The organism is Melittangium boletus DSM 14713 (assembly GCF_002305855.1).
Lineage (GTDB): Bacteria > Myxococcota > Myxococcia > Myxococcales > Myxococcaceae > Cystobacter > Cystobacter boletus.
Window position 1 is genome coordinate 8,822,500 of record NZ_CP022163.1, and the last position, 24,169, is coordinate 8,846,668.

18 protein-coding genes are annotated in these 24,169 nt (G+C 69.0%); 11 read left to right on the forward strand and 7 right to left on the reverse strand.

The window, feature by feature from the left end; translation table 11 throughout:
• Positions 1-70: 70 nt before the first annotated feature.
• Entirely contained in the window at positions 71-2,431 is a 2,361-nt protein-coding gene (locus MEBOL_RS36535; RefSeq protein ID WP_095981735.1) for a hypothetical protein, read from the reverse strand.
• A gap of 277 nt (positions 2,432-2,708) precedes the next feature.
• Here MEBOL_RS36535 and MEBOL_RS36540 point away from each other — a divergent pair, with 277 nt between their 5' ends.
• Positions 2,709-3,017, forward strand: a complete 309-nt coding sequence (locus MEBOL_RS36540) for a hypothetical protein (protein ID WP_095981736.1) — start codon at positions 2,709-2,711, stop codon at positions 3,015-3,017.
• Positions 3,018-3,071: 54 nt separating this feature from the next.
• Here the strand turns inward: MEBOL_RS36540 and MEBOL_RS36545 are convergent, their stop codons facing one another.
• Both MEBOL_RS36545 and MEBOL_RS36550 read right to left on the reverse strand, forming a co-directional pair.
• Positions 3,072-4,802, reverse strand: a complete 1,731-nt coding sequence (locus tag MEBOL_RS36545) for a putative ABC exporter domain-containing protein (protein ID WP_095981737.1) — start codon at positions 4,800-4,802, stop codon at positions 3,072-3,074.
• Entirely contained in the window at positions 4,799-5,587 is a 789-nt protein-coding gene (locus tag MEBOL_RS36550; RefSeq protein WP_095981738.1) for an ABC transporter ATP-binding protein, read from the reverse strand. The genes MEBOL_RS36545 and MEBOL_RS36550 overlap by 4 nt, the downstream gene beginning before the upstream one ends.
• A 90-nt stretch (positions 5,588-5,677) precedes the next feature.
• Here MEBOL_RS36550 and MEBOL_RS36555 point away from each other — a divergent pair, with 90 nt between their 5' ends.
• Positions 5,678-7,114 (forward strand): GuaB1 family IMP dehydrogenase-related protein, encoded by a 1,437-nt coding sequence (locus MEBOL_RS36555; RefSeq protein ID WP_095981739.1) that lies wholly within the window; start codon positions 5,678-5,680, stop codon positions 7,112-7,114.
• 12 nt (positions 7,115-7,126) lie between these two features.
• Here MEBOL_RS36555 and MEBOL_RS36560 read toward each other — a convergent pair whose 3' ends face one another.
• Positions 7,127-8,137, reverse strand: coding sequence for a M28 family peptidase (locus MEBOL_RS36560; protein WP_095981740.1), 1,011 nt, complete (start codon positions 8,135-8,137; stop codon positions 7,127-7,129).
• Between the two features lie 128 nt (positions 8,138-8,265).
• Between MEBOL_RS36560 and MEBOL_RS36565 the strand changes: the two genes are divergently transcribed.
• The 5 genes from MEBOL_RS36565 (at position 8,266) to MEBOL_RS36585 (ending at position 15,815) form a co-directional block, all read left to right on the forward strand.
• Positions 8,266-11,652: a WD40 repeat domain-containing serine/threonine protein kinase gene (locus tag MEBOL_RS36565; protein WP_245919183.1), complete on the forward strand. Its 3,387-nt coding sequence runs from the start codon at positions 8,266-8,268 to the stop codon at positions 11,650-11,652.
• A 63-nt stretch (positions 11,653-11,715) separates the two neighbouring features.
• Positions 11,716-12,654 (forward strand): L-lactate dehydrogenase, encoded by a 939-nt coding sequence (locus MEBOL_RS36570; protein ID WP_245919185.1) that lies wholly within the window; start codon positions 11,716-11,718, stop codon positions 12,652-12,654.
• 63 nt (positions 12,655-12,717) lie between these two features.
• Positions 12,718-13,902: a hypothetical protein gene (locus MEBOL_RS36575; RefSeq protein WP_157823882.1), complete on the forward strand. Its 1,185-nt coding sequence runs from the start codon at positions 12,718-12,720 to the stop codon at positions 13,900-13,902.
• Positions 13,903-13,924: 22 nt separating this feature from the next.
• The gene (locus tag MEBOL_RS36580; protein ID WP_095981744.1) at positions 13,925-15,034 is read left to right on the forward strand and encodes a tetratricopeptide repeat protein; all 1,110 of its coding nucleotides are present in this window, start codon (positions 13,925-13,927) and stop codon (positions 15,032-15,034) included.
• Between the two features lie 142 nt (positions 15,035-15,176).
• Positions 15,177-15,815 carry an ELWxxDGT repeat protein gene (locus MEBOL_RS36585; RefSeq protein ID WP_245919187.1) on the forward strand — a complete coding sequence of 213 codons (639 nt, stop codon included), beginning with the start codon at positions 15,177-15,179 and terminating at the stop codon, positions 15,813-15,815.
• On the opposite strand, the gene MEBOL_RS36590 is transcribed toward MEBOL_RS36585, so the two are convergent.
• Together MEBOL_RS36590 and MEBOL_RS36595 are read right to left on the reverse strand one after the other, a co-directional pair.
• Positions 15,812-16,498 carry a glutathione S-transferase family protein gene (locus MEBOL_RS36590; RefSeq protein WP_095981746.1) on the reverse strand — a complete coding sequence of 229 codons (687 nt, stop codon included), beginning with the start codon at positions 16,496-16,498 and terminating at the stop codon, positions 15,812-15,814. The two genes, MEBOL_RS36585 and MEBOL_RS36590, sit on opposite strands and share 4 nt — an antisense overlap.
• 13 nt (positions 16,499-16,511) lie before the next feature.
• On the reverse strand, positions 16,512-17,897 hold the full coding sequence (locus MEBOL_RS36595; RefSeq protein ID WP_095981747.1) for a hypothetical protein: 1,386 nt from the start codon (positions 17,895-17,897) through the stop codon (positions 16,512-16,514).
• A 139-nt stretch (positions 17,898-18,036) separates the two neighbouring features.
• On the opposite strand from MEBOL_RS36595, the gene MEBOL_RS36600 reads away from it, so the two are divergent.
• The 4 genes from MEBOL_RS36600 (at position 18,037) to MEBOL_RS36610 (ending at position 23,382) form a co-directional block, all read left to right on the forward strand.
• Positions 18,037-21,618, forward strand: coding sequence for a DEAD/DEAH box helicase (locus MEBOL_RS36600; protein ID WP_245919189.1), 3,582 nt, complete (start codon positions 18,037-18,039; stop codon positions 21,616-21,618).
• 98 nt (positions 21,619-21,716) lie between these two features.
• Positions 21,717-21,872, forward strand: coding sequence for a hypothetical protein (locus MEBOL_RS41640; RefSeq protein ID WP_157823883.1), 156 nt, complete (start codon positions 21,717-21,719; stop codon positions 21,870-21,872).
• 78 nt (positions 21,873-21,950) lie between these two features.
• Positions 21,951-22,886, forward strand: a complete 936-nt coding sequence (locus tag MEBOL_RS36605; protein WP_095981748.1) for a DUF808 domain-containing protein — start codon at positions 21,951-21,953, stop codon at positions 22,884-22,886.
• An 88-nt stretch (positions 22,887-22,974) separates the two neighbouring features.
• A complete protein-coding gene (locus tag MEBOL_RS36610) occupies positions 22,975-23,382 on the forward strand; it encodes a hypothetical protein (protein WP_095981749.1) in 408 nt (135 codons plus the stop codon).
• Between the two features lie 22 nt (positions 23,383-23,404).
• Here MEBOL_RS36610 and MEBOL_RS36615 read toward each other — a convergent pair whose 3' ends face one another.
• Positions 23,405-24,118 (reverse strand): siderophore-interacting protein, encoded by a 714-nt coding sequence (locus tag MEBOL_RS36615; protein ID WP_095981750.1) that lies wholly within the window; start codon positions 24,116-24,118, stop codon positions 23,405-23,407.
• Positions 24,119-24,169: the final 51 nt, after the last annotated feature.

The window sequence follows — 24,169 nt, forward strand, 5'->3', positions numbered from 1 at the left end:
GAAACGGCCCACTCCCGCCGCGAGGCTGCTCGGGGAAGTGGGCCGCTCGTGTCGAGACCGCTTCAAGCCATCAAGGCTTGGTCCAGGTGTAGGTCGGGGTGTCGTACTGCGCGCCGTTCTTGTTGTAGGTGAACGAGTACGAGAGCACCTTCCCCGAGCTCAGGCCGGGCACGTTGTACTCCCAGCGAGCCGTGCTGTTGTTGTACGTCATGGTGATGTTCTGCTGCCCGATGCCCGTGTAGCTGTAGTGCACGATGACGTAGCTCGCCGTGAAGCCGTTGGGCTTGAACCACGTGAGCGCCTGGGTGGTATTGACGTTGCTCGCGCCGTACGTGAACTCGGTGCCGCCGCCGCCGCTGCCCGCCTGCGTGGTGGCGTTGGCGGTGTTGCTGGCGGCCGAGACGTTACCGGCCACGTCCCTCGCCTTGACCGTGTAGCTGTAGGCCGTCGAGGCCGCCAGGCCCGTGTCGCTGTACGAAGGAGCGCCCGAGGAGCCGGCATACGAGCCATTGCGGTAGACGTCATAGGCGCTCACGCCCACGTTGTCCGACGAAGCGCTCCAGGTCAGGTTGATCTGGCTGCTCGACGTGGCCACCGCCGACAGGTTCGCGGGAGTGGTCGGCGCCTGGGTGTCGCTCGTGCCCGTACCCGTCCCGGCGAACTCGGAGACGGTCTGCCTCATCGCCGTGGCGGGAGTGTTGGCGTAGACCCGGCCACCGGTCCCGTTGATCACGTGGGTGATCTCGCTGCCGGCCGTGCCGTTCAACCAGATGGTGGTCATGTGGTGGATCTTGACGCCCGTGACATTGGGCACCTCGATCGCGTTGTGCAGCTTCACGGCCGCGTCCCGGAAGTAGGAGTACACGCCCACGCCCCACGCCTCGTGGGTGGTCACCGAGTTGGCGACCTTGTACGACGCGTACCCGTTCACCGAGCCGTTCATCCAGGACGCCTGGTTCGGGACGTCATAGGGAATCTCGGACTGGTAGAAGTACACCCGGCCGCCGTTGCCATTCCACAGCGTCTGGTACTCATTGTGGTGCTCGTTGAACAAGCCGTAGATCGTGACGTTGCGGCCATTGACGACCAGGCCGTTCTTCGTGGGGTTGGTGGTCCAGGCGGCGCCCTCACCGTGGTCCGCGCGCCACAGCCAGAGCTGATCACCCACGACGTTGTGGCTGTTGATCTTGATGCCCACGTCGTTCCTGCCCGTGATCGTGCCGCCGGTCCTGATGGTCAGATCGTAGAGGAAGGTGGGGTTGGCCGAGTGATCGGCCGAGCTGCCCGTGGGGCCGACTTCCAGGATGCTCGGGGAGTTGACCGCGCCCGCCTCGAGGATCAGGCCGCCGATCTTCACGCCGTCCACGTCGGCGACCGAGATGGCCGACAGGCCGCTCGTCGGGATCAGCGAGGGAACACCAATGCCGAGCAGGATGGTGTTGGCGTTCTTGACGCGCAGCGTGTCATTCAGCTGGTAGATGCCCGGGGTGAACAGGAGGTGCTTGCCCTGGTTCAGCGCGTTGTTGAGGCTCGCGGCGGTGTCCGTCTCCGGACGGGCGATGTAGAACTGGGAGATGGGCAGGGACTGACCCGGCGTGGCGCCGTTGAGCCAGCTGGGGCCCTGGGTGTTGGTTTGCAGCGCGGGGACGAAGACGTAGTACTGCCCACCGCTGGTGTAGAGGTAGGGCTTCTCCCGGATGATGGGCGTCCTGTCGACGACCGTGTAGGCCGGCTCCGGGAACGTGCCCGACGGCGTATTGACGCTGCCCACGAACACCATGTTCCACACGGCGTTCGACCAGCTCGCCCACTTGCTGTTCCGGGAGAGCCACTGCTGCTGCGAGGCGGGAACGACGATCCCGTCCACGAGGGAGTCGGCGAGGAATCCACCGCTGGCCCAGCCGGCGTTCCAGTTCGAGTCGAAGTCGAACAGGTCCAGCTCGCCCTTGATGTGCAGACGCCGCAGGGGCGCGGCCTGTGAGACGGCGATCCGCGTCATGCCGCCGGTCGGGGCGATGGCGAGGTTCTCGATGGTCCGCCAGAAGTTGCAGGTCGCATTGGCGGCGGGCATCCACTGGGAGTTGACGTTCACGCCACCGTTGATGTTCACGTCGTCGGGGCTCTGTCCCAGACCGGCGACATGGGTGTAGAAGCCCACGTTGAAGGTGACGTTGTACGCACCCGGCTTGAAGAGCAGTGCATACCGATCCGTGCCAAACTGATTGGACTCCATCTTGGCGAACACGGTGTTGGCGACATTGTTGATGTCAGCCGCCGCCATGGTCGGATCGAAGACGTAGACGCGAGGGCCAAAGATGGTGCTCGTCGCCTGGGAAATCGGCGTCGCCGCCTGGGACATACTCGGAACGACCGAGCAGAGGCCCGCCGCGGCGGCCAATACGGAAAACGTGGATGCCAAACTTTTGTGCATGACCTTGTCTCCTGGGGAGAGGCTTCGTCATCTCTTGCGCTGGGAAGGAACACAGCTCAGGCAAGGTGACATGACGCGCTCAAGGACAGATGTAAAGTAGGTTATCCGGGAAGTAAAGATTTCTTTTAAAGATCTCTTAAACGGAGAGAACCGGATTTTGACCTGATGCGTCAAATCCGAGCGAGCCCTCGTTACTTTGTCTTCAACCCACCCAACCCTTCCACATGAGGCATATTGCCCCAGGGACAATTTCACCCTGGCGGATAGGGTGCCAATCGTGCCCGGACCTCGACCCAAGACGTGTGCCGCATGTGGGCGCGACATCGCCCCGGATGCGCTGTACTACCGCTTCACCCTCATCCTCGAGGGCGAGCAGGACGTGATTGGCACGTCCTCCGAGCATGACCCGGAAGCGACCGGGGACGAGCTCGCCGCGCTGATGAAGCGCCTCGAGGAGGGCCCTGAGTCTCCCCAGGAATGGGAGGAGCAGGTGCATTGGGAACGCAGTGGCGCCGTGTGCGCGGCCTGCCGCGCGGTGGTGGTGCGCACGCTGTCCACCCCACCCGATTCCCCAGGTCCGAACTGATCAAGAACGCGTGCTTGTCATTGCCGACAATGATTACGGAATGCTCAGCACCGCTCAGGTGCCCGTGCCCCGGCCCTCGCCCGACACGTCGAGTTGATCGAAGGCGCGGCCCAGAGCCACGACTCCCAACGCCACCTCGCCCACGAGCACCGCCGCCGCGCTCATCCCCGCGAACGGCAGCGCCCATATTCCGAAATCCCAGAGCTGATACAGCGCGAAGCCCACCACCGCCGACACGAAGGCGGCGGGCAGGAGTCCCACGATCAGCACCACCAGCGTGCCCACGAGCGTCAACAACCGTTGGCCCATCGCCTCCAGGCCTCGTGCCCGCTCCCCGTCCGGAGGCAACCACGCCGGGAAGAGCACCACCGCCGCGTTCTGCACGAAGAGCCCTCCCAACGTCACCGCCGGCAACACCCACAAGGCCCCGAGTCCCCCCGCGATCCAGGTCTCGGTCCACGTCCCGCCCCGCCAGACCGCGCATGCCATCGCCAGCACGACGAGCACCCCCTGCGCCCCGCCCAGCAGCAGCGCGGGCGCGGCCAGTTCCGCGGCCACCACCTGCCGGCCCGTGAGCGGCAAGGCCCGGAGCTGTTCCAGCCGGGGCAGGTCCATCCGCAGATCCACTCGCACGGAGGACGGTCCGAAGACGCACAGCATCACCGCGATTCCTCCACACAGCGGGGCCAGGAACAGGCGCAGGTGGGCGAGGACCTCGGCGGGCCCCTCGCCCGACGCCGCCGCGGCCACCACGCCGCCCAGCACTCCCGCCACCAGGAGCCGTCCCATTCCCCCGAGCCGCTGCCCGGCGAGCACGTTCTTCCACAGGAGCGCCACCTCGGGACGTCCCCGGGGCGCCAACCGGAAGAGGGGCGTGCTCGCTCGCGGAGGCGTCTTCTGCCCTCCCCGCCGCGACAGATGCTCGCGCGACCGGGCACGCTCCTCGGCCCGGCCCACCGCCGACTCCTCGAAGGGCACCGCCGCCTTCATCACCCAGAGGTAGTGCAGCACGAGCAGGCCCAGTCCCAAGGGCAACCTGCGCGCGAAGGACGCCCCGTCCTCCGCGAGCGGCAGCGCCACCAGCACCCGGCCGGGCCACAGCGCGGGCGAGTCCAGGAACGTCAGCACCCAGCGCCGCAGCGCCCCGGGCGCGGGCGAGCCCGAGGGAAAGGGGTGCTCCCGCAACCCGGCCAGGACCGCGCCCATCAACAGGGCGGCTCCCGTGATGAGCAGACCCCATCGAATCACCGTGCCCCTTCCCCCGAGCCGGGCCAGCCGCGTGCGCATGAAGGACGCCGCCGTGGCGTGCAGGCTCACCGTGGCGAGCGCCACGCTGGCCCCCATGAAGAAGAGCTCCGGACGCGGGTTGAGCACGCGGCTGGTGAACACGGTGGCGAAGAGCGCGCCCATGACGGCGCCCATCAGGCCCCGCGTGAGCTTGAAATGCAGCAGGTGCTCGCGGGAGACGGGCGCGGGGAAGAGCTGTTGCACCTCCGTCTCGCTGAACGACAGCGAGGGCTTGTCCGGGCCCAGGGCCCAGGCGGAGAGGATCGTCCCCATCGCGGCGGCCGTGAGCATCAACTGGACGAAGAGCCGCGCGTTGGGGGGGACCTCCCCTCCCCCGTCCAGGTAGCTCAGCCGGCGCAGCACGAAGGAATACAGGTACAGCGCCCCCACCCCGGCGCCCACCAGGTACTTGGGCTGACGCAGGCGCCGGAGCTGATGCAGCACCCGGTTGCGCGTCGAGGCCACCCACAGGAACACCACCGCGCGGGAAAAACTCACGGGCGCTCGCGCTCCGGCCGCTCGGACTCCGGCGCCGCGCTGGTGATGCGGATGAACAGATCCTCCAGGGACGCGCCCGAGTCCTCACTTCCGCTCAGGTGCGCGCGGATCTCCGCGAGGGTTCCCAGCGCCACCGCGCGTCCCCCGGCGATGACGAGCAGGCGGTGGCACAACTCCTCCACCAGCGGCAACAGATGCGAGGAGAGCACCAGCGCCGTCCCCGCCTCGGCGCGCTGGCGCAACGAGGCCTTCATGCGCCGGATGGCCAGCGGATCCAACCCCGTGAGCGGTTCGTCCAGGATGATGAGCTGGGGCGAGTGCAGGAAGCCACACGCGATGGACAGCTTCTGCTTCATTCCGCGCGACAGCTCGCCCGGCAACGCCTTCTCCTTGCCGGTGAGCTCCATCTCCTCCAGGAGCGCGCGCCCCCGCGCCTCCCAGTCCTCCACGCCATACAGACGCGCCACGAAGTTCAGGTGCTCCCAGACGGTGAGGTATTCGAAGAGCCGGGGCTCATCTGGCAGGAACGCCAGGGAGCGCTTGGCCTCCACGGGCGTCTCCGCCAGGTCATATCCCGCCACCAGGACCCGCCCGGTGGTGGGCGGCAGGATGCCCGCCAGGCATCGGAGCGTGGTCGTCTTCCCCGCCCCATTGGGCCCCACCAGGCCCAGCACCTCTCCCGGAGCCACCTGGAATGTCAGGCCCCGCACGGCCTGGACCTCGCCGTAGGTCTTCTCCAGGCCGCTCACCCGCAGCACCGGCGCCCTCGTGCCGACCTCGTTCATGGACGACAAAATACGCGGCCACCGGGGGGGATTCCACCCCTGGGGCGGGAGCGGGAACGTTAGGGTAGCGCCCCCGACACGGAGGGTGTGATGCGGTTCCTCGATGATCAGAAGCCCACCTACGATCTCACGTACAACGATCTCTTCCTGGTGCCGGGCCGCTCGGAGGTGGGCTCTCGGCTGGATGTGGAGCTGACGCCCCCGGATCGCGTGGGCACTACCCTGCCCCTCGTGGTGTCCAACATGACGGCCGTGTCGGGCAAGCGCATGGCCGAGACGGTCGCGCGCCGGGGCGCCATCGCCGTGCTGCCCCAGGACATCCCGCTCGACATCGTGGCGAGCAACATCGCCTACGTGAAGTCGCGCCACCCCGTGTACGAGACGCCCATCACCTTGCGTCCCGGGGACACGCTCCAGGAAGCGCTCAACCTCATTCACAAGCGGGCCCATGGCGCCGTCATCGTGGTCAACGAGCACGAGGAGCCCGTCGGCATCTTCACGGAGAACGACGCCGTGGGCTTCGACCGCTTCACCCAGCTGCAACGGGTGATGTCCACGGAGCTGCTCACCTTCGAGGAGGGCACGCCCCTGGAGCCCATCTTCGAACAGCTCGCGGGCAAGCGGCTGTCCTGCGCGCCCGTGGTGCGGGGCCGCCGGCTCGTGGGGGTGGTGACGCGCCGGGGCGCCCTGCGCTCCACGCTCTACAAGCCGGCGCTGGACGCCCGGGGCCAGCTCCTCATCGCCACGGCCATCGGCATCAACGGTGACGTGAAGGGCAAGGCCGAGGCCCTGTTGCGCGCGGGGACGGATCTGCTCGTCATCGACGTGGCGCATGGCCACCAGCGCAAGATGCTGGAGACGGTGGAGCTCATCCGCTCGCTCTCCCCCACGGTGCCCGTCATGGCGGGCAACGTCGTCACCCGCGAGGGGACGCGGGATTTGATCTCGGCGGGAGCGGACCTGGTGAAGGTCGGCGTGGGCCCCGGGGCCATGTGCACCACGCGGATGATGACGGGCGTGGGCCGGCCCCAGTTCTCCGCGGTGCTGGACTGCGCCGAGGAGGCGCGCAAGCTCGGCCGCCACATCTGCGCGGATGGCGGGGTGCGTCACCCCCGGGACGTGGCGCTCGCGCTCGCGGCGGGCGCGGCCAGCGTGATGATCGGCTCGTGGTTCGCGGGCACCTACGAGAGCCCCGCGGACACCCTGCGCGACCATGATGGCCGGCTCTACAAGGAGAACTTCGGCATGGCCTCGCAGCGCGCGGTGAAGGCGCGCACCCGGAGCGAATCCCTGTTCGAGCGCGCCCGCAAGGAGCTGTTCGAGGAGGGCATCAGCAGCTCGCGCATGTACCTGGACCCGGAGCGGCCCGGCGTCGAGGACATCCTCGATCACATCGTCGCGGGCGTGCGCAGCGCGTGCACCTACGCGGGCGCGCGCACCCTGGAGGACTTCCACCGCAACGCCGTGGTGGGGACGCAGAGCCAGGCGGGCTACGAGGAGGGCCGCCCGGTCCGCACGAGCTGGTGAGCCGGCGGCCTCTCACCGCGTGGCCAGTGCCTCCACGGCGCACTGGACGCCCTGGACCACGCGCGCCATGCGCTCGTAGTCGAGCCGATCCCACGTGTCCTCGCTCGTGTGGTAGCCGGGATTGCGGAACAAGGCGGTGTCGGTGACCATGACCGCCGGGTACCCCTCGTCCCAGAAGCTCGCGTGATCGGAGAAGTCCACGCCCTCGAGACCTCGAGGCGCGGCCAGGGACTCGGAGGCGAGACCCCGCTCGGCGCGCAGGGCCCCGTGCACGGTGGCGATGAGGGCCTGATCCTCGGTGCGACCCACCACGGCGATGAAATGACCCTGGCTGGGATAGCGCCACTTGAGCGCGGCCACCGGGTAGCTCTGGCTGTCGGGCGCGTCGGAGTAGTAGCCCAGGCTCTCCAGGCTGATCATCGCGCGCACCTTCACGCCCTGCTCGCGCAGCGACCGGGCGTACACCTTGCTGCCCTGGGTGGCCTCGCGGAAGTGGGGCGGCTCCTCCAGGGTGAAGCCCACGAGCTCCACCCGCATCGGCGGTGGGCGGGCTCCCAGCCGCGCCGCGAGCTCCAGAAGGCCCGCCACCCCACTGGCGTTGTCATCCGCGCCCGGTGCCCCCTCGGCCGCGTCGTAGTGCGCTCCGATGACGAGCCGCTCCTCGCTCTCCGGTCCGAAGGTGGCGATGACGTTGCGGTAGTGCTTTCCCCCCGCCGTGTAGGGCTCCGAGCGCACGCGGCCTCCCGCGCGGGTGAGCGCCTCGACGAGGTAGTCCGCCGTGCGCTCCAGGTTCTCCGGATGCCGGTGATCGCGAGGCACGAAGGTCTCGCTCAGGGTGCGCACATGGGCCCTCAGCCGCTCGGGCTCCACGCGGCCCGGCGTGCAAGGGCGCGCGGGGGACTCGGGCGAGGGTGAAACGCGCCCCACCCCGTACCCCACGACGGCGAGTCCGCCCAGACCCACGAGTCCCACGGTCGCGGCGAGCCACCCGATGCGCCGTCCGCTCTTCCGACTCTTCCCCATGTCGTCCTCCCCAGAAGGTCCTCGGGCGCTCATGGCGCAACCCATGCGCCCGGGTTCATCGCGCTCAGGGTCATGTCATACACTGCCGGGACATGCGCACCCCCCAGGGCTTCCTGGGGAGGACATCCATGAATCAGATTCAACGCCCCGAGACGAGCGCCATGGAGGCCGAGCAGGCCTCACCCGACATCGACAGGACGCGGACCATGCAGCCTGGGCGCGTGCCCGCCCCCCATGAGCCCGCGCCTCCCCGCCCGGACGTGATGCTGCCCAGGGTGGACCCCGTCCACTACGCGATGTCCGGAGAGCTGGCGCGCGGAGGCATCGGCCGCATCCTGCGCGCCCGCGATCTGCGGCTGGATCGGCCCGTGGCCGTCAAGGAGCTGCTCTCGCCCGCCTGGGAGTCCGAGCCGCGCTTCGTCGCCGAGGCCTTCGTCACCGCCCGCCTGCAACACCCCGCCATCGTGCCCGTGTACGAGGCGGGACGCTGGCCAGATGGCAAGCCCTTCTATTCCATGAAGCTCGTGTCGGGCCGCTCGCTGGCGGACGTCATCGCCGAGCGGGAGAGCCTGGATCAGCGCCTCGAGCTGCTGCCTCACGTGCTGACGGTGAGCGAGGCCATCGCCTACGCGCACTCCGAGCGCATCATCCACCGCGACCTCAAGCCCGCCAACGTGCTGGTGGGAGACTTCGGCGAGACGGTCGTCATCGACTGGGGTCTCGCCAAGGATCTCTCGCGCGCCGAGGAGGTGGAGTCCATGGACGCGGCGCGCTCGCCTGGGAGCTCCCCGGACGAGGGCCTCACGCGGGTGGGCACCGTCATGGGCACGCCCGCGTACATGCCGCCCGAACAGGCCGAGGGCCAGCCCGTGGACGAGCGCGCCGACGTCTACGCGCTGGGTGCCATTCTCTACCACCTGCTCGCTGGCATTCGCCCCTACGAGGGACAATCCTCGGAGCAGGTGCTGCGGTGTGTGGTGGACGGCCCGCCGCCCCCTCTCGCCGAGCGCCAGGAAGGCATTCCGGTGGAGTTGCTGGCCATCGTCACCAAGGCCATGGCGCGCCAACCGTCCGAGCGCTACCCCTCGGCGCGCGCCCTGTCGGAGGATCTGCGCCGCTTCCAGACGGGACAGATCGTCGGGGCCCACCAATACTCGCGGGTGCAGTTGCTGCGCCGCTTCGTGCGGCGCTACCGGGCCGCGGTGACGGTCACCGGGGTGGCCGTGGTGCTGTTGCTCACCCTGGGCGTGGTGAGCTTCCTCAACGTGGTGGAGCAGCGCAACACCGCCAAGCGGGCTCAGGAGGAGGCGATGGATCGCGCCGACGCGTTGATGCTGATGCAGGCGCGCGCCGCCGTGGAGCAGGTGCCGAACGAGGCCTTGTCCTGGCTCCTGAAACTCTCGCCCCGCTTCGAGGACTGGGCGGCGGTGCGCACCATCGCCGCGGATGCCCGGGCCCAGGGCTTCGCCACCGTGCTCCGGGGCCACTCGCAGCACGTCAACTCCGCCGCCTTCTCCGCCGATGGAAGATGGCTCGTCTCCGCGAGCGATGATCACACGTTGCGCGTCTGGGATCTCCAGAGCGGAGACGTGAAGGTCCTCGCGGGCCACACCGACGAGGCGTGGAACGGCGTGTTCCTTCCCGAGGGCCGGGGACTCGTCTCCGGGAGCAAGGACGGCACCCTGCGCCGGTGGGATTTGACGACGGGCCAGGGCACGGTTCTCGCGACGTTGTCCGGTCCGGTGTCGGGGCTGGGCCTGGGCTGCCGGGGCGGGTGTGTCGTCGCCGTCAACCGCAAGGACGACGTGCTCTACCGCTGGGACGTGGCCACGGGAGCCGTCCACTCCTTCCACACGGGGGCGACGGGCGTCGGCAGGCTGGTGCTCTCACCCGACGGGACGCAGGTCCTCCTCCAAGGCAACCCGCACGCCCCCTCGGCGTTCGGGGACGTGGAGCGAGGGACATTCCAGGTGCTCGATCCAGCGGCCCCTCCCAGAGCGGGGGCCTTCGCCCCGGACGGACGCCTGTTCACGGTGAATCCCCAGGGACAGCTTCAGCTTTGGACACCCGGGAGCACGCGGGGGCGGCTGCTCGCGACGGGATTGGGCGTCGCCTCGGCGCTCGCCTTCGTGCCGGGCACTTCCTGGGTGGCGGTGGGAACCCGGGATGGCACCCTCTCCCTCTGGAACATCGACACGGGTGAGTCTCGGGAGCTGCCCCTCGGCCACGAGGCACGCGTCACGGGCCTGGATGTCACCCGGGATGGCCGGTACCTCGTCTCCGGCAGCGCCGACCGCACCGCGCGGCTGTGGGATCTGTCCTCGAACCACCCGCCTCGGGTCCTGCGCGGCTCTCGAGGGCGCATCCACGCCGTCCTCTTCTCCCCCGACGGCCAGCGGTTGGCCCTGCCCAGCTCCGACGGCCAGGTGCGCCTGTTCTCCGTGAAGACAGAGGTCCATGAACTGCTCGCGGAGAACCCCTCCGGGCAGCGGGCCCTGGTGCCCTCCGCGGATGGCCGGCGGCTGGCATCCTTGTCCGCGCGAGGCGTCCTCCGGCTCCTCGATACAGCGTCGGGCGCCTCGCTCCTGGAGGAGCCCGGTGTCTCTCCGAACGCCCTCGCCTTCTCACCCGAGGGCCGGTGGTTGGCCTTTGGCGGAGCTTCTGGACAAGTCCACCTGCGTGAAGCCTCCACGGGGGGGGCGGCGCGGAGCCTGGCGGGACATGGGGCGAACATCACCGCGCTCCGTTTCTCCGCGGAAGGCCGGGCGCTCGCCACCGCGGACGAGGCGGGGGATGTGTGGTTGTGGAATCCCATCTCGGGGACGGGACACCGGCTCGGCGCGCATGGCACGCGGGTGCGCGAGCTCGCCTTCTCTCCGGAGGGAGGGCGCCTCGCCTCGTCGGGAGATGAGGGAACGGTGCGCGTCTGGGACGTGGCGGCGGGAACTTCCCGGCCGCTGCGAGGCCATGAGGACGCCGTGCTCGGGCTGGCGTTCTTCCCGGATGGGAAACGGCTGGTCAGCGGCGGCATGGATCACACCTTGCGCTTCTGGGACCTGGAGACGGGCCAGGGCGAGCGCCGGGACGCGAGTGGCGGCGGCATCCTCGAGCTGCACGTGTCTCCGGACGGGGCGTGGGTGGCCGTGCGCAACGAGCAGGATGGTCGCGTGATGCTCTGGGATGGGAAGACGGGCGAGCCCCGAGGCATCCTGAGCGGCCACCTGGGAGACGTCACCGCCATCGCCTTCTCCCCCGACAGCACCCGTCTGGCTTCCGCGAGTCTCGACAAGACGGTGCGCTTGTGGGACCTGTCCAACCAGCGGAGCCGCGCGTTGCGAGGTCATACGGGAGACGTGGAGGCGGTGGCCTTCTTCCCGGATGGCAATACCCTGGTCTCCACCGGACAGGACGGGAGGATCCGGCTGTGGCCGGACGATCTTCCCCGGGAGCCGGAGGCCTTGCGCGCGTGGATGAAGCGCATCACGGGCGACGAGCCTCCGCCAGGCAACGATTGACGCAGTGGACGCTGGAGCCCTGGCGCATGGCCGTGCTTGGCTGCGGCGCCTATGCGAGAGCACGTGAACAAGATCTCCATTATTGGAGCGGGCGCGGTGGGGGCCACCATCGCCTATGCCGCCATGATCCGAGGCGTGGCCCAACAGTACGTCCTCTATGACATCAACCGGGCCAAGGTGGACGCGGAGGTGCTGGACTTGAACCATGGGCTCCAGTTCATGCCCATGGCCACGCTGCACGGCTCGGACGACATCAGCGCATGCGAGGGCTCGGACGTGGTGGTCATCACCGCGGGGGCCAAGCAGCAGCCGGGACAGACACGGATGGAGCTCGCCGGAGCGAACGTGGCGATGTGTCGCTCGCTCGTGCCGTCCCTGATGAAGGTGGCGCCCGATGCGCTGCTGCTCGTGGTCACCAACCCGGTGGATGTGATCACCTACGTGGTGCAGCAACTCAGCGGACTGCCGTCGCGGCGGGTGTTCGGCAGCGGGACGGTGTTGGACTCCTCGCGCCTGCGCTTCCTGGTGGCGCGCCATCTGAACGTGGCGGTGCAGAACGTGCACGCCTTCGTCGCGGGCGAGCATGGAGACTCGGAAATCCCCCTGTGGAGCGCGGCGACCGTGGGAGGCCTGCCCCTGCTGGGGTGGTCGGTGCCCGGACGCGCGTCGCTGACGGAGGAGGACCGCGCCCGCATCTTCGACGACGTGCGCAACGCCGCCTACCACATCATCCGAGGCAAGGGGGCCACCAACTATGCCATCGGCATGGCCACGGCGCGGATCCTCGAAGCGGTACTGAATGACGAGCAGCGGGTGCTGCCCGTGAGTTCGCGGATGGAGGGATACCTCGGCATCCAGGACGTGTGCATGAGCGTTCCGAGCATCGTCAACCGCGGAGGCGTGGAGGCGGTGCTGGAGCAGCCCGTGAACGAAGCGGAGCGAGAGGGCCTGCGGCGGAGCGCGGACACCATCCGTCAGACCATCCGCACGCTGGGCTTCTGAGGCGAGGGGACGAGCCCGTCGGGGGCGCGGGGTGGACACGCCATGCCCGTGTTCTCCCCATGAATGAGCACTCGTCGAATCGGAACAGGGCGCGCCTGGCTGGTGTGGATCACCGGCCTCGGCCTCTTGATGGGGTGCCCCTCGCGGTGTGGCCCCTCTCCGGGCGAGGGCGTGGGGGGCTCCGGTGAACTCCCACTGGGAGAAGCCAGCACGGTCCAGGACGGCGAGGAGTTGGTTCTGGAGGTGCTCGGTGTCTCACGGACCTCCTTCCTGACACGGGATCCCATCACCGTGCGGGGCCGTGTGCGCGACGCCCCGGAGCTCGACGAGCGCATCCAGTGGACGCTCCGGCCCATCGGTCCCCAGACGGCGGACGCGGACCCCACCTCGCACGAGGGCAGCGAAGCCGTCTTCCACGCCTTCTCGCGCGTGGGCACGGAGGGCAGCAGGCGGCCCAACCCTCCGCTCGAGTATGAGCTGGTGGCTTCGCTACCCCTGCGCGAGGGGGAAACCCTCAGGGTCCGCCTGCCCTCCTCCACGCTCCTGCGCCAGGACGAGGAGGACGTACTCCGGCAGGAGTACATCGATTATGGCTCCCGCTTCCAGCCCACCCGCGAGCAGCTCTCCCTTCCGGCCCGGACTTCCTTCAACACGGGCAACTACGGCTTCATCGCCGAGGAGGAAAAGGGAGGCCTGGAGCGCCTGCTCGAGCAGGTGGAGAAGCGCGTGCTCGCGCTGCTCAATAACGACGTCCAGGAGAAGTCGGTGGGGGTTCGAGGGCTGGCGGCCGACACGGTCGTGGTGTCTCCCGGCGACGCCATCCCGACCGTGGGGGCGCTCGGCGACACGGACCCCCAGGGAGATGACGTCTGCGCGGGGCCCCAGGTGGGCGGGCGATGCGCCGGTCCCATCCTCGCCGGACCCAACGGCATCTCGGAGACGCCCGCCAACAACCGCACGACGCCCGTGGCATTGGAGGGCATCATCAGCGGTGCCTTCCGCAACCCCCAGCGCAACCGGGCCTCGGGCTCCGCCAACATCAACAGCCCGCACAGCCTCGGGCGTGCACTGGATCTGGACCCGCGCCTGCTGTCCATTCCAGGAAAGACCTCCGCCCAGTTGATGTGCCTCGTCGAGGCGGCCGGAGACGCCGTCGTCGGCGAGAAGAACGCCTTCACCGAGCGCGGCTCCACCACCTTCCTCGCATGCGACAGCCCGGCGGCGGACCACGTCCACGTGCGGCGATGAGGCCTGGAAAGGAAGCCCTCCCATGAACCGTCCCGCGTTGACCCGCCTGCTCGTGCCGCTCGTGCTTTCCCTCGCCACGATGGCCTCGGCCCAGCCGTTCAGGGTCGCCCGGCCCCCTACCCTCTACGTCCCCGTACCGCCCACCCAGGCCATTCGCGAGGCGCTGCGGCTCCACCAGACGGGCTGCATGGCCGAGGACTTCGATGACAAGACCTGCGCTCAGGCCGTCCGCGAGCTGGAAGCCGCGCTGCGGGACACGCCGCGCCAGCTCGACGCGCAGCTCGCGCTCGCGGACGCCCTGTGGAACCAGTCTTTCCGCCAGCCCGAGGGGAGCGAGGAGCGCGCACGGCTCCGTCACCGCTCCCTCCAGCGCTACCAGCGGCTCGTGAACTCGGGCGTTCCGGATGCACGGCCGTACTACGCGCTCAGCGTCCTGACCCCGAACGTGGACGCCCGGCTGCGGCTGCTGCGGCGGACGGTGTCGATCGCTCCGAAGCACCCCGAGGCCCACAAGGATCTGGCGTGGGTGTTGCTGGAAAAAGACAAACCGGAGGAGGCCGCGCGCGAGTACCACACCCATCTCTCGGTCAGCCCCCGCGAGGGACGCGAAACGGACCTCGAGGATCTCCGCTTCGCGAGCGGGCTCGCCCAACGCGGGCGCCTTGGCGAGGCGGCGCGGGTGTACGACGCCGTCTGGGATGCCATTCAGGAGGAGAGCCGCGCCGAGCGCTGTCAGGTGTTCAAGTCCGTGGACATCGAGCCCTTTGAAAGCCTCGGGGCCCGCTTCGCCGGGCGCGTCCGTGAACTCCGAGGCGCCTGCGACAGCCTCGATCAATTGGCACAAACCCTGGAGCGGGTGGACCAGGGGCAGAAGGACCTCGCCCTCCAGGAGCTGGAGCGCCAGGTCGCGACGGCGCCCCCGGTGGGAGAACCCTACCTGGCGTTGCAGCGCCTCTACGTGGAGAAGGGCGAGCGCGTCCGGGCGGCGGAGGTGATGACGCGCTACTTCCAACAGGAGGAGGATGTCCGGGAGCGCTGCCGCCAATTCCGCGGCGCGTCTCCCCAGACGGCCTGGGCGCTGGAGCCCTCTCTTCGCCAGGAACTGGAGCGAACCTGCGCCCAGAACCGGTGACCGTGCGAGCCCGCGCCCGCTGGACGGCTCGCCCATTTTCGCGGGGCCACTGGGCGTCGGATGCCGCACGTCCCATCCTGAGAGCCCAGGAGGGGGGAAGACCAATGCGCGTCTGGATGGGAATCGCACCTCCCGGGGCACGGTGCTCGTCGAGGACACCCGGCCCGGCTCCGAGAGTTCGGAGACGCAGGTGATCACCGTGTTCAAGGGCAACCTGATCTTCGCCACGTTCGCGCCGGCCTTCGCGGCAACGGAGCTGCGGGAGCTGGAGCTGGATCGCTCCCGCCGCCATCGCTCCAGGAGCGTGGCGTCCATTCCCAACCCCTACGCGGGCGGCTCCGCGGAGATCTTCATCTTCGTGGCCTCGTCCACGGCCTCGGGGCGGAACCTCTTCTTCACGCTCTTCTACGACAATGGCTCCCCGGTTCCGCGCGACACCCAGCTCTGGAGGACCGATGGCAGCCGCTCGGGGACGGTGCTGTTGCACCAGCCGCTCATTCCCCAGGAAGAAGGCCTGCTCGTGCCCAAGCCAGCACCCACGGATGATGGGCGGGTCGTCTTCCACGCCTACGACACCGCGCACGGCCATGAACTCTGGGTCAGCGACGGGACACCGAGCGGCACGCGCCTGTTGCAGGACCTCCTCCCGGGACCGGGTTCCTCGTACCCACAGGAGCTGCTGCGCGCGGGAGACTTCATCTACTTCATCGCCAAGCTCCCGGTGTACGACCGGGAAATCTGGGCGCTGCCCGTGCCACGGGTCCGCGGCTCGAAACCCTAGAGCGCGGCGCGCTTGATCGGACCCTGGCCCTGCTCGTACCACGCGAGCAGGCGCCTGAACCAGGCACCGACGGCGCTGGCTTCTTCCCATGGCTGAGCGCCGAGGCACCACGCCCAGAGCAGCAGGCCCACGACCAGGTAGTCCACGCCGCCCGCCGCTTCGCCATCGAGGTAGGGCTGTTCGGCCAGGAGCTTTTCCAGCGGCTCGAGTGCCTCGCGGAACCGTTGGGTTCCCCCGCTTGGATCCGCGAAGGCCTCGAGCGTCTGGCCGAAAGCCTGCTCGCGGGTCCGCCGGAAGTAGTCGCGATCGGCCGGGTCGATCACCGCGTGGACACGCGGCACCAGGAGCTTCAACAGCGGCATGCGCATCGACATGAAGGTCAACCGCTCGATCACCTTCGCCCGCTGATAGGCCGAGGGGTCGCCCAACAGCGGGCGTTGAGGGTAGGCCTCGTCGAGGTAGCGGAAGATGGCCAGGCTGTCGTGCACCACCCGGTCATCCTCGCGCAGCACCGGCACCAGTTTCTGTCCCGAGAAGGCCAGCGCCTCCTTGTCGGTGAAGCGCACCGGCCGGCTGACGAACTCCAGCCCCTTGTGCAGCAGGGCCAGCCGCACGCGCCAGCAGTACGGCGAGAACAGCAGATCGGGTTCGGCGCCCCGCAGTTCATAGAGTTCTCGCGTCATACGTGGGCCTCGCTTACGGGTAGGTGAAGACGCAGCGCGTGACAGGTTGGATGATGTCCGCGAGCACGTACAGGTAATACGCCTTGCCGTGCGTCAGCGCCGAGGGCTCGCCGGCCGCCGGGAAGCGCTGGGACAGCCCCTGGGGGATGGCGCCATAGCGGACCGTGCCGCTCTCGAAGGGCGCGCCTCCTTCGGGCACGTCGATGCGCCAGAGCGTGCCCTCGGGCAGATCCAGGTTGGGCGGCACCGTCGGCGTTGGGGCGTCCGCTTCGAGCACGTACAGGTAGCGAGCCTTGCCACCGCGCCAGATGAGGGTTCCGTCGGCACCGACGCCCTCGCCCTTGTCGCAGGCCTCGGGGCGGAAGAAGCGCTGGGTGTCCAGGGGGCCCGCGCCGTAGGGGTCCTCGGTGAAGTCCTCGCGCGTGAAGCCCCGGTGGGCCAACTCGGCCTCGAAGAAGCGGGCGATGCGCGCCGCGTCCGTGGTGACGAAGATGGAGTCGTTCGGACGCTCGGGAGAGGCGCGCGAGAAACCATTGTTGTGCTCGGGCCGGTAGGCGCCAAAGCCCACCGTGTCGATCCACCCGGCGCCCATGGCCAGGCCCCGAGGATTGAAGGAGTTGATGAAGTTCCCCGGCGACTCGACGAACCAGTTCGACGGCCCCTTGGGCGCCCGCGTCGAGTGGCAGCAGACACAGGCCGTCGACTCGATCTGCGAGCGCACCCACTTCACCTCGTTGGCGTAGGTGGGATCCCGCAGACGGGCATCCTCCCGGGCCGCATCGGGCGCCGGGGGCACCGGGTAGTACGGACGCTGGGTGCGCACGCGATCACAGCTCGCGTACTGCTCGAAGCTACGGCCGAGCTCGGTGGCTCCGGAAATCATCTCCCACGTGCACACCATCCCTCCGGCGGACTGTCCCGGCGGCTCTCCCGGCAGGGGATCCATGCACGTGAGCACGGGCTGGCGGAACGTCGGCAGTCCCGAGTCGCCACCCCCCTGATCCTCCTTCCCACCACACGTGGGCGCCGGATCGAACACGCCTCCGCCGAACAACTCGCACCCGCGCTTCATGGATCCGCACTTCTGCGCGTCCGTGCCGGGGAAGCTGATGCGCGTCCACCGCTCGTCCTCGCCCCCCAGGAAGCAGTACCCCAGCCGCTCCGACACTCCGCACGCCGAGCCCAGGATCACCGTGGAATCCTGATCCTCGCAGTCCTCCGCCGCGTCCTTCTCGCTCCACTCGCCCACGTAGTCGCGGCACTCCTCGAGTCCGCTGAACCGGTTCATATAGACGCAGTGGCCCACGACCTTGTCCGGAACGATGGGAACGCTTCCGCGCTGACACGCCGCGGCGACACACATCAGGATCGACAGGGACAACAACCTTGGTGCGGACATCGGGGGCTCCCGGTGGGCTGTGGGCAAAGTCTCTACAAGCCTGGGACATACGTTTCACCCGGTATTCCGCTACACCCCCTCGGACTGTTTTTCCCGCCACATCGCCATCACCGGACCGGGCGGTTAGAGTGCGCCGCCCATGTCGTCGCCCCCCTCTGAAGGACCGTTCGCGACGCGGAGCGAGCTCGAGAACTGGGCGGACGACCACCACGTCCGGCACGCGCTCGCGGCTTCCGCGGCCCTCCTCCTGACGGATCTGCCCCTCAACGAGGCGAGGCTGAGGGGGCTCCAGTACGCCCTGAGCGGACTCGCCGTGCGGGACGTGGGCTCGCGGGAAGGCGCGATCCGGCACGCCGGCGTCCGGGGACAGGGCCTGGAAACGGCGCTCGCCGAGGCGGCATGGGCCTTCCTGAGGCAGGAGGCCGACTCGGTCCAGCGGGCCCTCGCCGAGGAGGCCGCGCGCCGGGAGTCGCACCCGGACCCGGTGCTCGCGCCGCTGTGGGCCCGTCTGCTCGAGGTGCGCCGGATGATCCGGCCTCACGCGGCGCCCCGCTCGCGCGCGTGGCGGGCCACGGGGGCCTGGGACTTCGACGTGACGGCGTGCGCCTTCAAGTGGAAGGAGCGCGATCGCGTGGTCCGCTCGGGTCCGGACTACGGCACCGTCGGGGTCTCGGCCCGGTTGACGTTCTCCTCGGGGGGCGAGGACCGGGTGGTGGAGTGCAGCTGTATGACGCGGCAGCGCGGCTGCGTGCACTCGCTGGCGCTCGTCGACACGGTGTTGGATCTCCTCGAGGACGGCGCCCGCGTCACCGAGGCCCGGCGGATCGCCGAGGAGATTCTTCGTCCCGCCTGGGCACGGGCGCTCAAGGAACTCGAGTTGCTGGAGACGGAGGCCGCCAGGCCCCGCGTCGGCGTCGAGGTGTGGTGGTGCATCGAGCACGAGCTGGGAACGCTGACGGTGTCACCGCTCGTGAAGAAGCAGACCCGCCGGGGCACCTGGAGTTCCGGCGCGCGGATGACCGCGGCCCGCCTGCTCGAGGAGCACCGCGAGTTCCTGTCCGAGGTGGATCTCCGGATCGCCGAGCAGTTGGCCTCGTGGGCGCCGTCATCCCGAGCGGCCGGAACCTACCCCTCCCGGGCGTTCCTGGCGCTCGTGGGCCATCCGCGAGCGGTGCTGGAGCTTCGCTCGGACGAGCCCATCGAGGTGAGGCGCGTGCGGCTGGGCTTCACCGCGCTCTCCACCACGGACCACATCCGGATCGAGCCGTCCCTGGAGGGCGAGCGCTTCAATCCGAAGACCCTCGCGGCGCTGCTGCGCGCGTTCTCTCCGGGCGAGCCCTTGTTCACCGTCGAGGAACAGCGGAGCCGGTGCCTGCTCATCGACGTGAACGACGAGGCCCGGCGGCTCTGGAACGTGCTCGACAAGCACGGGGATCAGTTCCCTCCGGAGAGCCACGGACAGCTCCTCGAACAGCTCTCCCGGCTGGAGACACGCCTGCCGCTCGTGGTCCCGTCCGCGCTCAAGGGACGCGAATTCGCCCCGGAGACGACCCCCGTCGTCCGCCTGCGCCTGCTGCCGGATGTATCCCTGGAGCTCGAACTGCTCGTGCGGCCGGGTCCGGGCGCTCCGCTGTACCCTCCTGGCGTGGGCCCCCGTGACGTGCTGCTCGCGCGTGATGGGGAGCGCGGCTATGTGCGCCGCCAGTTGATGCACGAGGAGGAACGAGCCCGTGCGGCCATCGCTCCCCTGCCCCTGTCCAGCGCCGAGGAGGGCCCCCCGTTCTGCTTCCGGCTCGCGGACACGGAGGAGGCACTGCGGCTCGTCGCCGCGCTGCGCACGCCCCCCGAGGGGCTGGACGTCGAATGGCTCGATGAGAAGCCGTCCATCGTGTCGTCCGTGGGCGCGGAGGCCCTGAGGGTACAGATCGAGCGCAAGCGGGATTGGTTCGGAGTCTCGGGGGAACTCAAGGTCGAGACGGGACGGCTCGAACTCGCCATCCTGCTGGACGCGGCCCGGCGGCAGAAGCGCTTCGTGCGCCTCGATGCCCACCGGTGGGTGGAGCTGAGCGATGCCTTGAGGCAGCGGCTGCTCGCGGTGTCCGACCACGCCTTCATGGGGAAGAACCGCGTGGAGCTGTCGCCGGGAGCGGTTCCGTCGATCAGCGCCCTGGTCGACGCCGGCGCCGAGGTCAAGGCCGCCCCCGCGTGGCGGCTGTTGACGGAGCGGCTGGCCGCCTCGCTGTCGCTCCAACCGAAGCCTCCCGCCGCGCTCGCCACCACGCTGCGCGACTACCAGGTGGAGGGCCATGCGTGGCTCAGCCGCGTGGCGGCCTGGGGCGCCGGCGCGTGCCTCGCGGATGACATGGGCCTTGGCAAGACGGTGCAGGCGATCGCGCTGCTGTTGGATCGCTCGCGGCTCGGCCCCGCCCTCGTCCTCGCGCCGACGTCGGTCGCCTTCAACTGGGTCCAGGAACTCCAGCGCTTCGCCCCGGGCCTGCGTCCCGTGCTCTACGCGGAGCAGGCGGATCGAAGCGGATGCCTCGCGAAGCTCCGCGAGAAGGACGTGCTCATCGTGAGCTACGGCCTGCTGGTGCGTGACGCGGCGAGTCTCGCCTCGGTGTCCTTCTCGACGCTCGTGGCGGACGAGGCGCAGGCGTTGAAGAATCCGAACACCCGGCGGGCCCGAGCCGCGCGGCAGTTGAACGCCGGCTTCCGCGTCGCGCTCTCGGGAACGCCGCTGGAGAACCACCTCGGCGAGCTGTGGAGCCTCTTCACGATCGTCTTCCCGGGGTTGCTCGGCAGCTGGGAGCAATACCGCGAACGCTTCGCCGCCCCCATCGAGCGCGGCAAGAATCCCGAGGCGAGCGCGGCCCTGTCCCGGGTCATCAGCCCCTTCCTCTTGCGGCGCACGAAGAAGGAAGTCGCGCGGGAGTTACCGGCGCGCACGGAGATCCAGGTGCCGGTGGCGCTCTCCGAGGAGGAGTGGACACTGTACGAGGACGCGCGGCTCGCGGCGGTGGCGGAGGTCAGCGAGCAGGGCAAGGGCGTGCGGGACGAACAGCAGCGCTTCCAGGTGCTCGCGGCGATCACGCGCTTGAGGCTGCTCGCGTCCCATCCCCGGCTCTACGACGCGGAGTCGGGCGTGTCGTCCTCCAAGATGAGGCGTCTGCTCGAACTGCTGGAGGAGCTGCGCAGCGAGGGCCACCGGGCGCTGGTGTTCAGCCAGTTCACCTCGCACCTGGCGCTGGTCCGCGAGGAGCTGGAGCGCGCGGGTTTCAGCCACCAGTACCTGGATGGCTCGACGCCCGCGGGGGCGCGCGCGAAGCGGATCCAGGCGTTCCAGGAGGGCGAGGGCGACGTGTTCCTGATCTCGCTCAAGGCGGGCGGCACGGGCATCAACCTCACCGCCGCCGACTACATCATCCACCTGGATCCCTGGTGGAATCCGGCGGTGGAGGATCAGGCGACGGATCGGGCCCACCGCATCGGACAGACGCGGCCGGTGACCGTGTACCGGCTCATCGCCCGAGGGACGATCGAGGAGAAGATCCTCTCGCTCCATTCGGACAAGCGCGCGCTCGTGGCGGGGGTGTTGGAGGGGACGGATGTGGCGGCGCGATTGACCACGAAGGATCTGCTCGCCCTGCTGGCGGGAGGGGACGCCCCTCGCGAGCGCCAGGACGAGGACTCCGAGCCGCCCCACGCACGGACGGTGCACTGAATCCACTTCCGGACGGTGGTGGGCAGGGGCATGCGAGCAGGCGCACCGAGCGGTGGTGGGCCTTGTTTCCCCGCCCCGGGGTCCCAACCCTCCAGGACATGAACCTGATCGTCATTCTCCTGCTTCTGGCGCTGATCTTTGGTGGTGTGGGTCTCTTCGTGACGGGGCTGAAGTGGCTGCTCATCGTCTCGGCGGTGCTCTTCGTGGCCAGCCTCGTGAGCGGCACGGTGAGCCGGGGGCGTTTGCGCGCGTAGCGTCGCGTCCAGAAGTGTCCACTTTCGGGGACGGACTGGGGTAGAAGGCGCGAGTTCCCTCTACCAAGGACTCCTCACGTGGCCGGATCCAGTCTGCTCGCCCTGCTCGATGACATCGCCACCATCCTCGATGACGTGGCGGTGATGACCAAGCTGGCGGCGAAGAAGACCGCTGGCGTGCTGGGCGATGATCTGGCGCTCAATGCCCAGCAGGTCACCGGCGTCAACGCGGACCGCGAGTTGCCGGTGGTGTGGGCGGTGGCCAAGGGCTCGGCGGTGAACAAGGCCATCCTGGTGCCCGCGGCGCTGCTCATCAGCGCCCTGGCGCCCTGGGCGGTGACGCCCCTGCTGATGATCGGCGGTCTGTTCCTCTGTTTCGAGGGCGTCGAGAAGCTGGCACACAAGTTCCTGCACAGCCACTCCGAGGACGAGGCCCATCACGCGGAGCTCACCCAGGCCCTGGCCGATCCGCAGGTCGACCTGGTGGCGCTGGAGAAGCAGAAGATCAAGGGCGCGGTGCGCACCGACTTCATCCTGTCGGCGGAGATCATCGCGATCGCGCTGGGCGTGGTGGCGGCCGAGACTCTCACGGAGCAGGCCCTGGTGCTGGTGGGCGTGTCCCTGCTGATGACGGTGGGCGTGTATGGGCTGGTGGCGGGCATCGTCAAACTGGACGACGCGGGGCTCGCGCTCAGCCGGAGTTCCGGTGGCTTTCAGCGGAGCCTGGGAGCGGGCATCCTCAAGGGGGCGCCGTGGCTCATGAAGGGCCTGTCCGTCGCGGGCACCGCGGCCATGTTCCTGGTGGGTGGCGGCATCCTCACGCACGGCATCCCCGTGCTGCACCATGGGATTGAAGGCCTGACCCACCACGCGGGCGGAGTGCCGGGCCTCGGCGGACTGCTCCAGGCGCTCACCCCGATGTTGGCCAATGCCATCGTGGGCATCGTGGCGGGCGCACTGACGCTCGGTGTGGTGATGGGAGTCCAGCGCGTGCGGGGTGGTGGCAAGGCGTGAGGGGGTTTCCCATTGAACAGCCAAGCCAGGCTGTCTTGTAGAACTCCGACAGGCCCAGTTACTCTTGTTCGCGCTCACTGGAGTAGCCATGCCTCATGACACGCCATCCACCTCCAAGAAGTTCGACCTGGAGAGCGTGCTCGAGGAGCTAGAAAAGCTGGCGCACGAGGATGTTCGTACGGGGGCTCAGCTCGCCGCCATCGAGGCCGCGGCCAAAGCACTCCACTTCATTCGCAGAACGAGCAAGCTGGACGAGTTCCGAGACTACCTTCGGGATTTCAATACGGAAGCAGCGCTGGTCACACGCGTCGAGCAGTCCTTCGCCAGCATGTCCGAGGCCACGGAGTGGTTGCGCACGCAGCAAGACCCTCCCCATGGCGCCACGGTGGAGATAGCGGGTGTTCCCCACCTGGTGACGCGTCAACGCACGGACAAGTGGTTCTTCGTTCCCGCCCCCGCCTCTCCGGAGGAGTCCAAGGCGCCCGGACGGAGTTGAGGCCGGACGCCAAGGGCCGTGCTCAATCCAGGCCGGTCTTCCCCACGGACCAGTAGGGTTTGACCCGGGCGGAGCGACCGAGTCCGTCCGCCTTGAGCTTCGCCTTGAGTGTCTGGATGGATTGCGCCTTGCCCGTCATCACGAGACAGGCCCCTGGATGCGCTTGGAGTGCCGAGCGCAAGCGCTCATGAACCTCGGTGAGGTGCGCTTCTCCTGGCTGGCGCTCCACGTTCTTGTCCTCGAAGCCGAACTCGCGCAGGACCGGTGAGGACTCGGCGTGCCGCGACACCTCGAAGACGGGAATGAACTCGCGCGATGCCACGGCCCGCTTGAGCGCGTGGGCCACGCCGAACGCCGTCTCATCCCCGAAGAACACGATGGGCTCGGACACATCGTCGAGTGACAGGGAGCGCCGCGGCCCGAAAAACTGGGTCCGGGCGCCCACGCGCAACTCGCGGCCCCAGGACGCACCCGGCGACGAGCCGTGGAGATAGATGAGGAACGCCGTGGTTCCCTTCTGGGTGTCCCAACGCAGTGGGGTGTACGTGCGCGTGCCGGTCTCGGGAAGGAAGACCTGGATCTTGTCGCCGGGCCGCCATTCGAGGCCCCGCAGGGCCGGTCCCTCGAGTTCGACTTCCCGGAACTGGGGGGACACCTCCCGGACGCTCGTCACGATGGCGTCATGGAAAAAGAACCGCCCCAGTACATTGCCGATCACTGCTTTCGCGGTAGCCATCGGTCTTCTCCTTCGTGAGGGCGGGTTCTAACAGGACACCCGAGCGTCCTC

What these genes read in the sequence shown, in the direction of transcription:
- MEBOL_RS36535 (WP_095981735.1), bottom strand. Translation starts at nt 2,431, where the DNA reads ATGCACAAAAGTTTGGCATCCACGTTTTCCGTATTGGCCGCCGCGGCG.
- MEBOL_RS36595 (WP_095981747.1), bottom strand. Translation starts at nt 17,897, where the DNA reads ATGTCCGCACCAAGGTTGTTGTCCCTGTCGATCCTGATGTGTGTCGCC.
- MEBOL_RS36560 (WP_095981740.1), bottom strand. Translation starts at nt 8,137, where the DNA reads ATGGGGAAGAGTCGGAAGAGCGGACGGCGCATCGGGTGGCTCGCCGCG.
- MEBOL_RS36555 (WP_095981739.1), top strand. Translation starts at nt 5,678, where the DNA reads ATGCGGTTCCTCGATGATCAGAAGCCCACCTACGATCTCACGTACAAC.
- MEBOL_RS36575 (WP_157823882.1), top strand. Translation starts at nt 12,718, where the DNA reads ATGAGCACTCGTCGAATCGGAACAGGGCGCGCCTGGCTGGTGTGGATC.
- MEBOL_RS36590 (WP_095981746.1), bottom strand. Translation starts at nt 16,498, where the DNA reads ATGACGCGAGAACTCTATGAACTGCGGGGCGCCGAACCCGATCTGCTG.
- MEBOL_RS36610 (WP_095981749.1), top strand. Translation starts at nt 22,975, where the DNA reads ATGCCTCATGACACGCCATCCACCTCCAAGAAGTTCGACCTGGAGAGC.
- MEBOL_RS36615 (WP_095981750.1), bottom strand. Translation starts at nt 24,118, where the DNA reads ATGGCTACCGCGAAAGCAGTGATCGGCAATGTACTGGGGCGGTTCTTT.
- MEBOL_RS36580 (WP_095981744.1), top strand. Translation starts at nt 13,925, where the DNA reads ATGAACCGTCCCGCGTTGACCCGCCTGCTCGTGCCGCTCGTGCTTTCC.
- MEBOL_RS41640 (WP_157823883.1), top strand. Translation starts at nt 21,717, where the DNA reads ATGAACCTGATCGTCATTCTCCTGCTTCTGGCGCTGATCTTTGGTGGT.
- MEBOL_RS36600 (WP_245919189.1), top strand. Translation starts at nt 18,037, where the DNA reads ATGTCGTCGCCCCCCTCTGAAGGACCGTTCGCGACGCGGAGCGAGCTC.
- MEBOL_RS36565 (WP_245919183.1), top strand. Translation starts at nt 8,266, where the DNA reads ATGAATCAGATTCAACGCCCCGAGACGAGCGCCATGGAGGCCGAGCAG.
- MEBOL_RS36550 (WP_095981738.1), bottom strand. Translation starts at nt 5,587, where the DNA reads ATGAACGAGGTCGGCACGAGGGCGCCGGTGCTGCGGGTGAGCGGCCTG.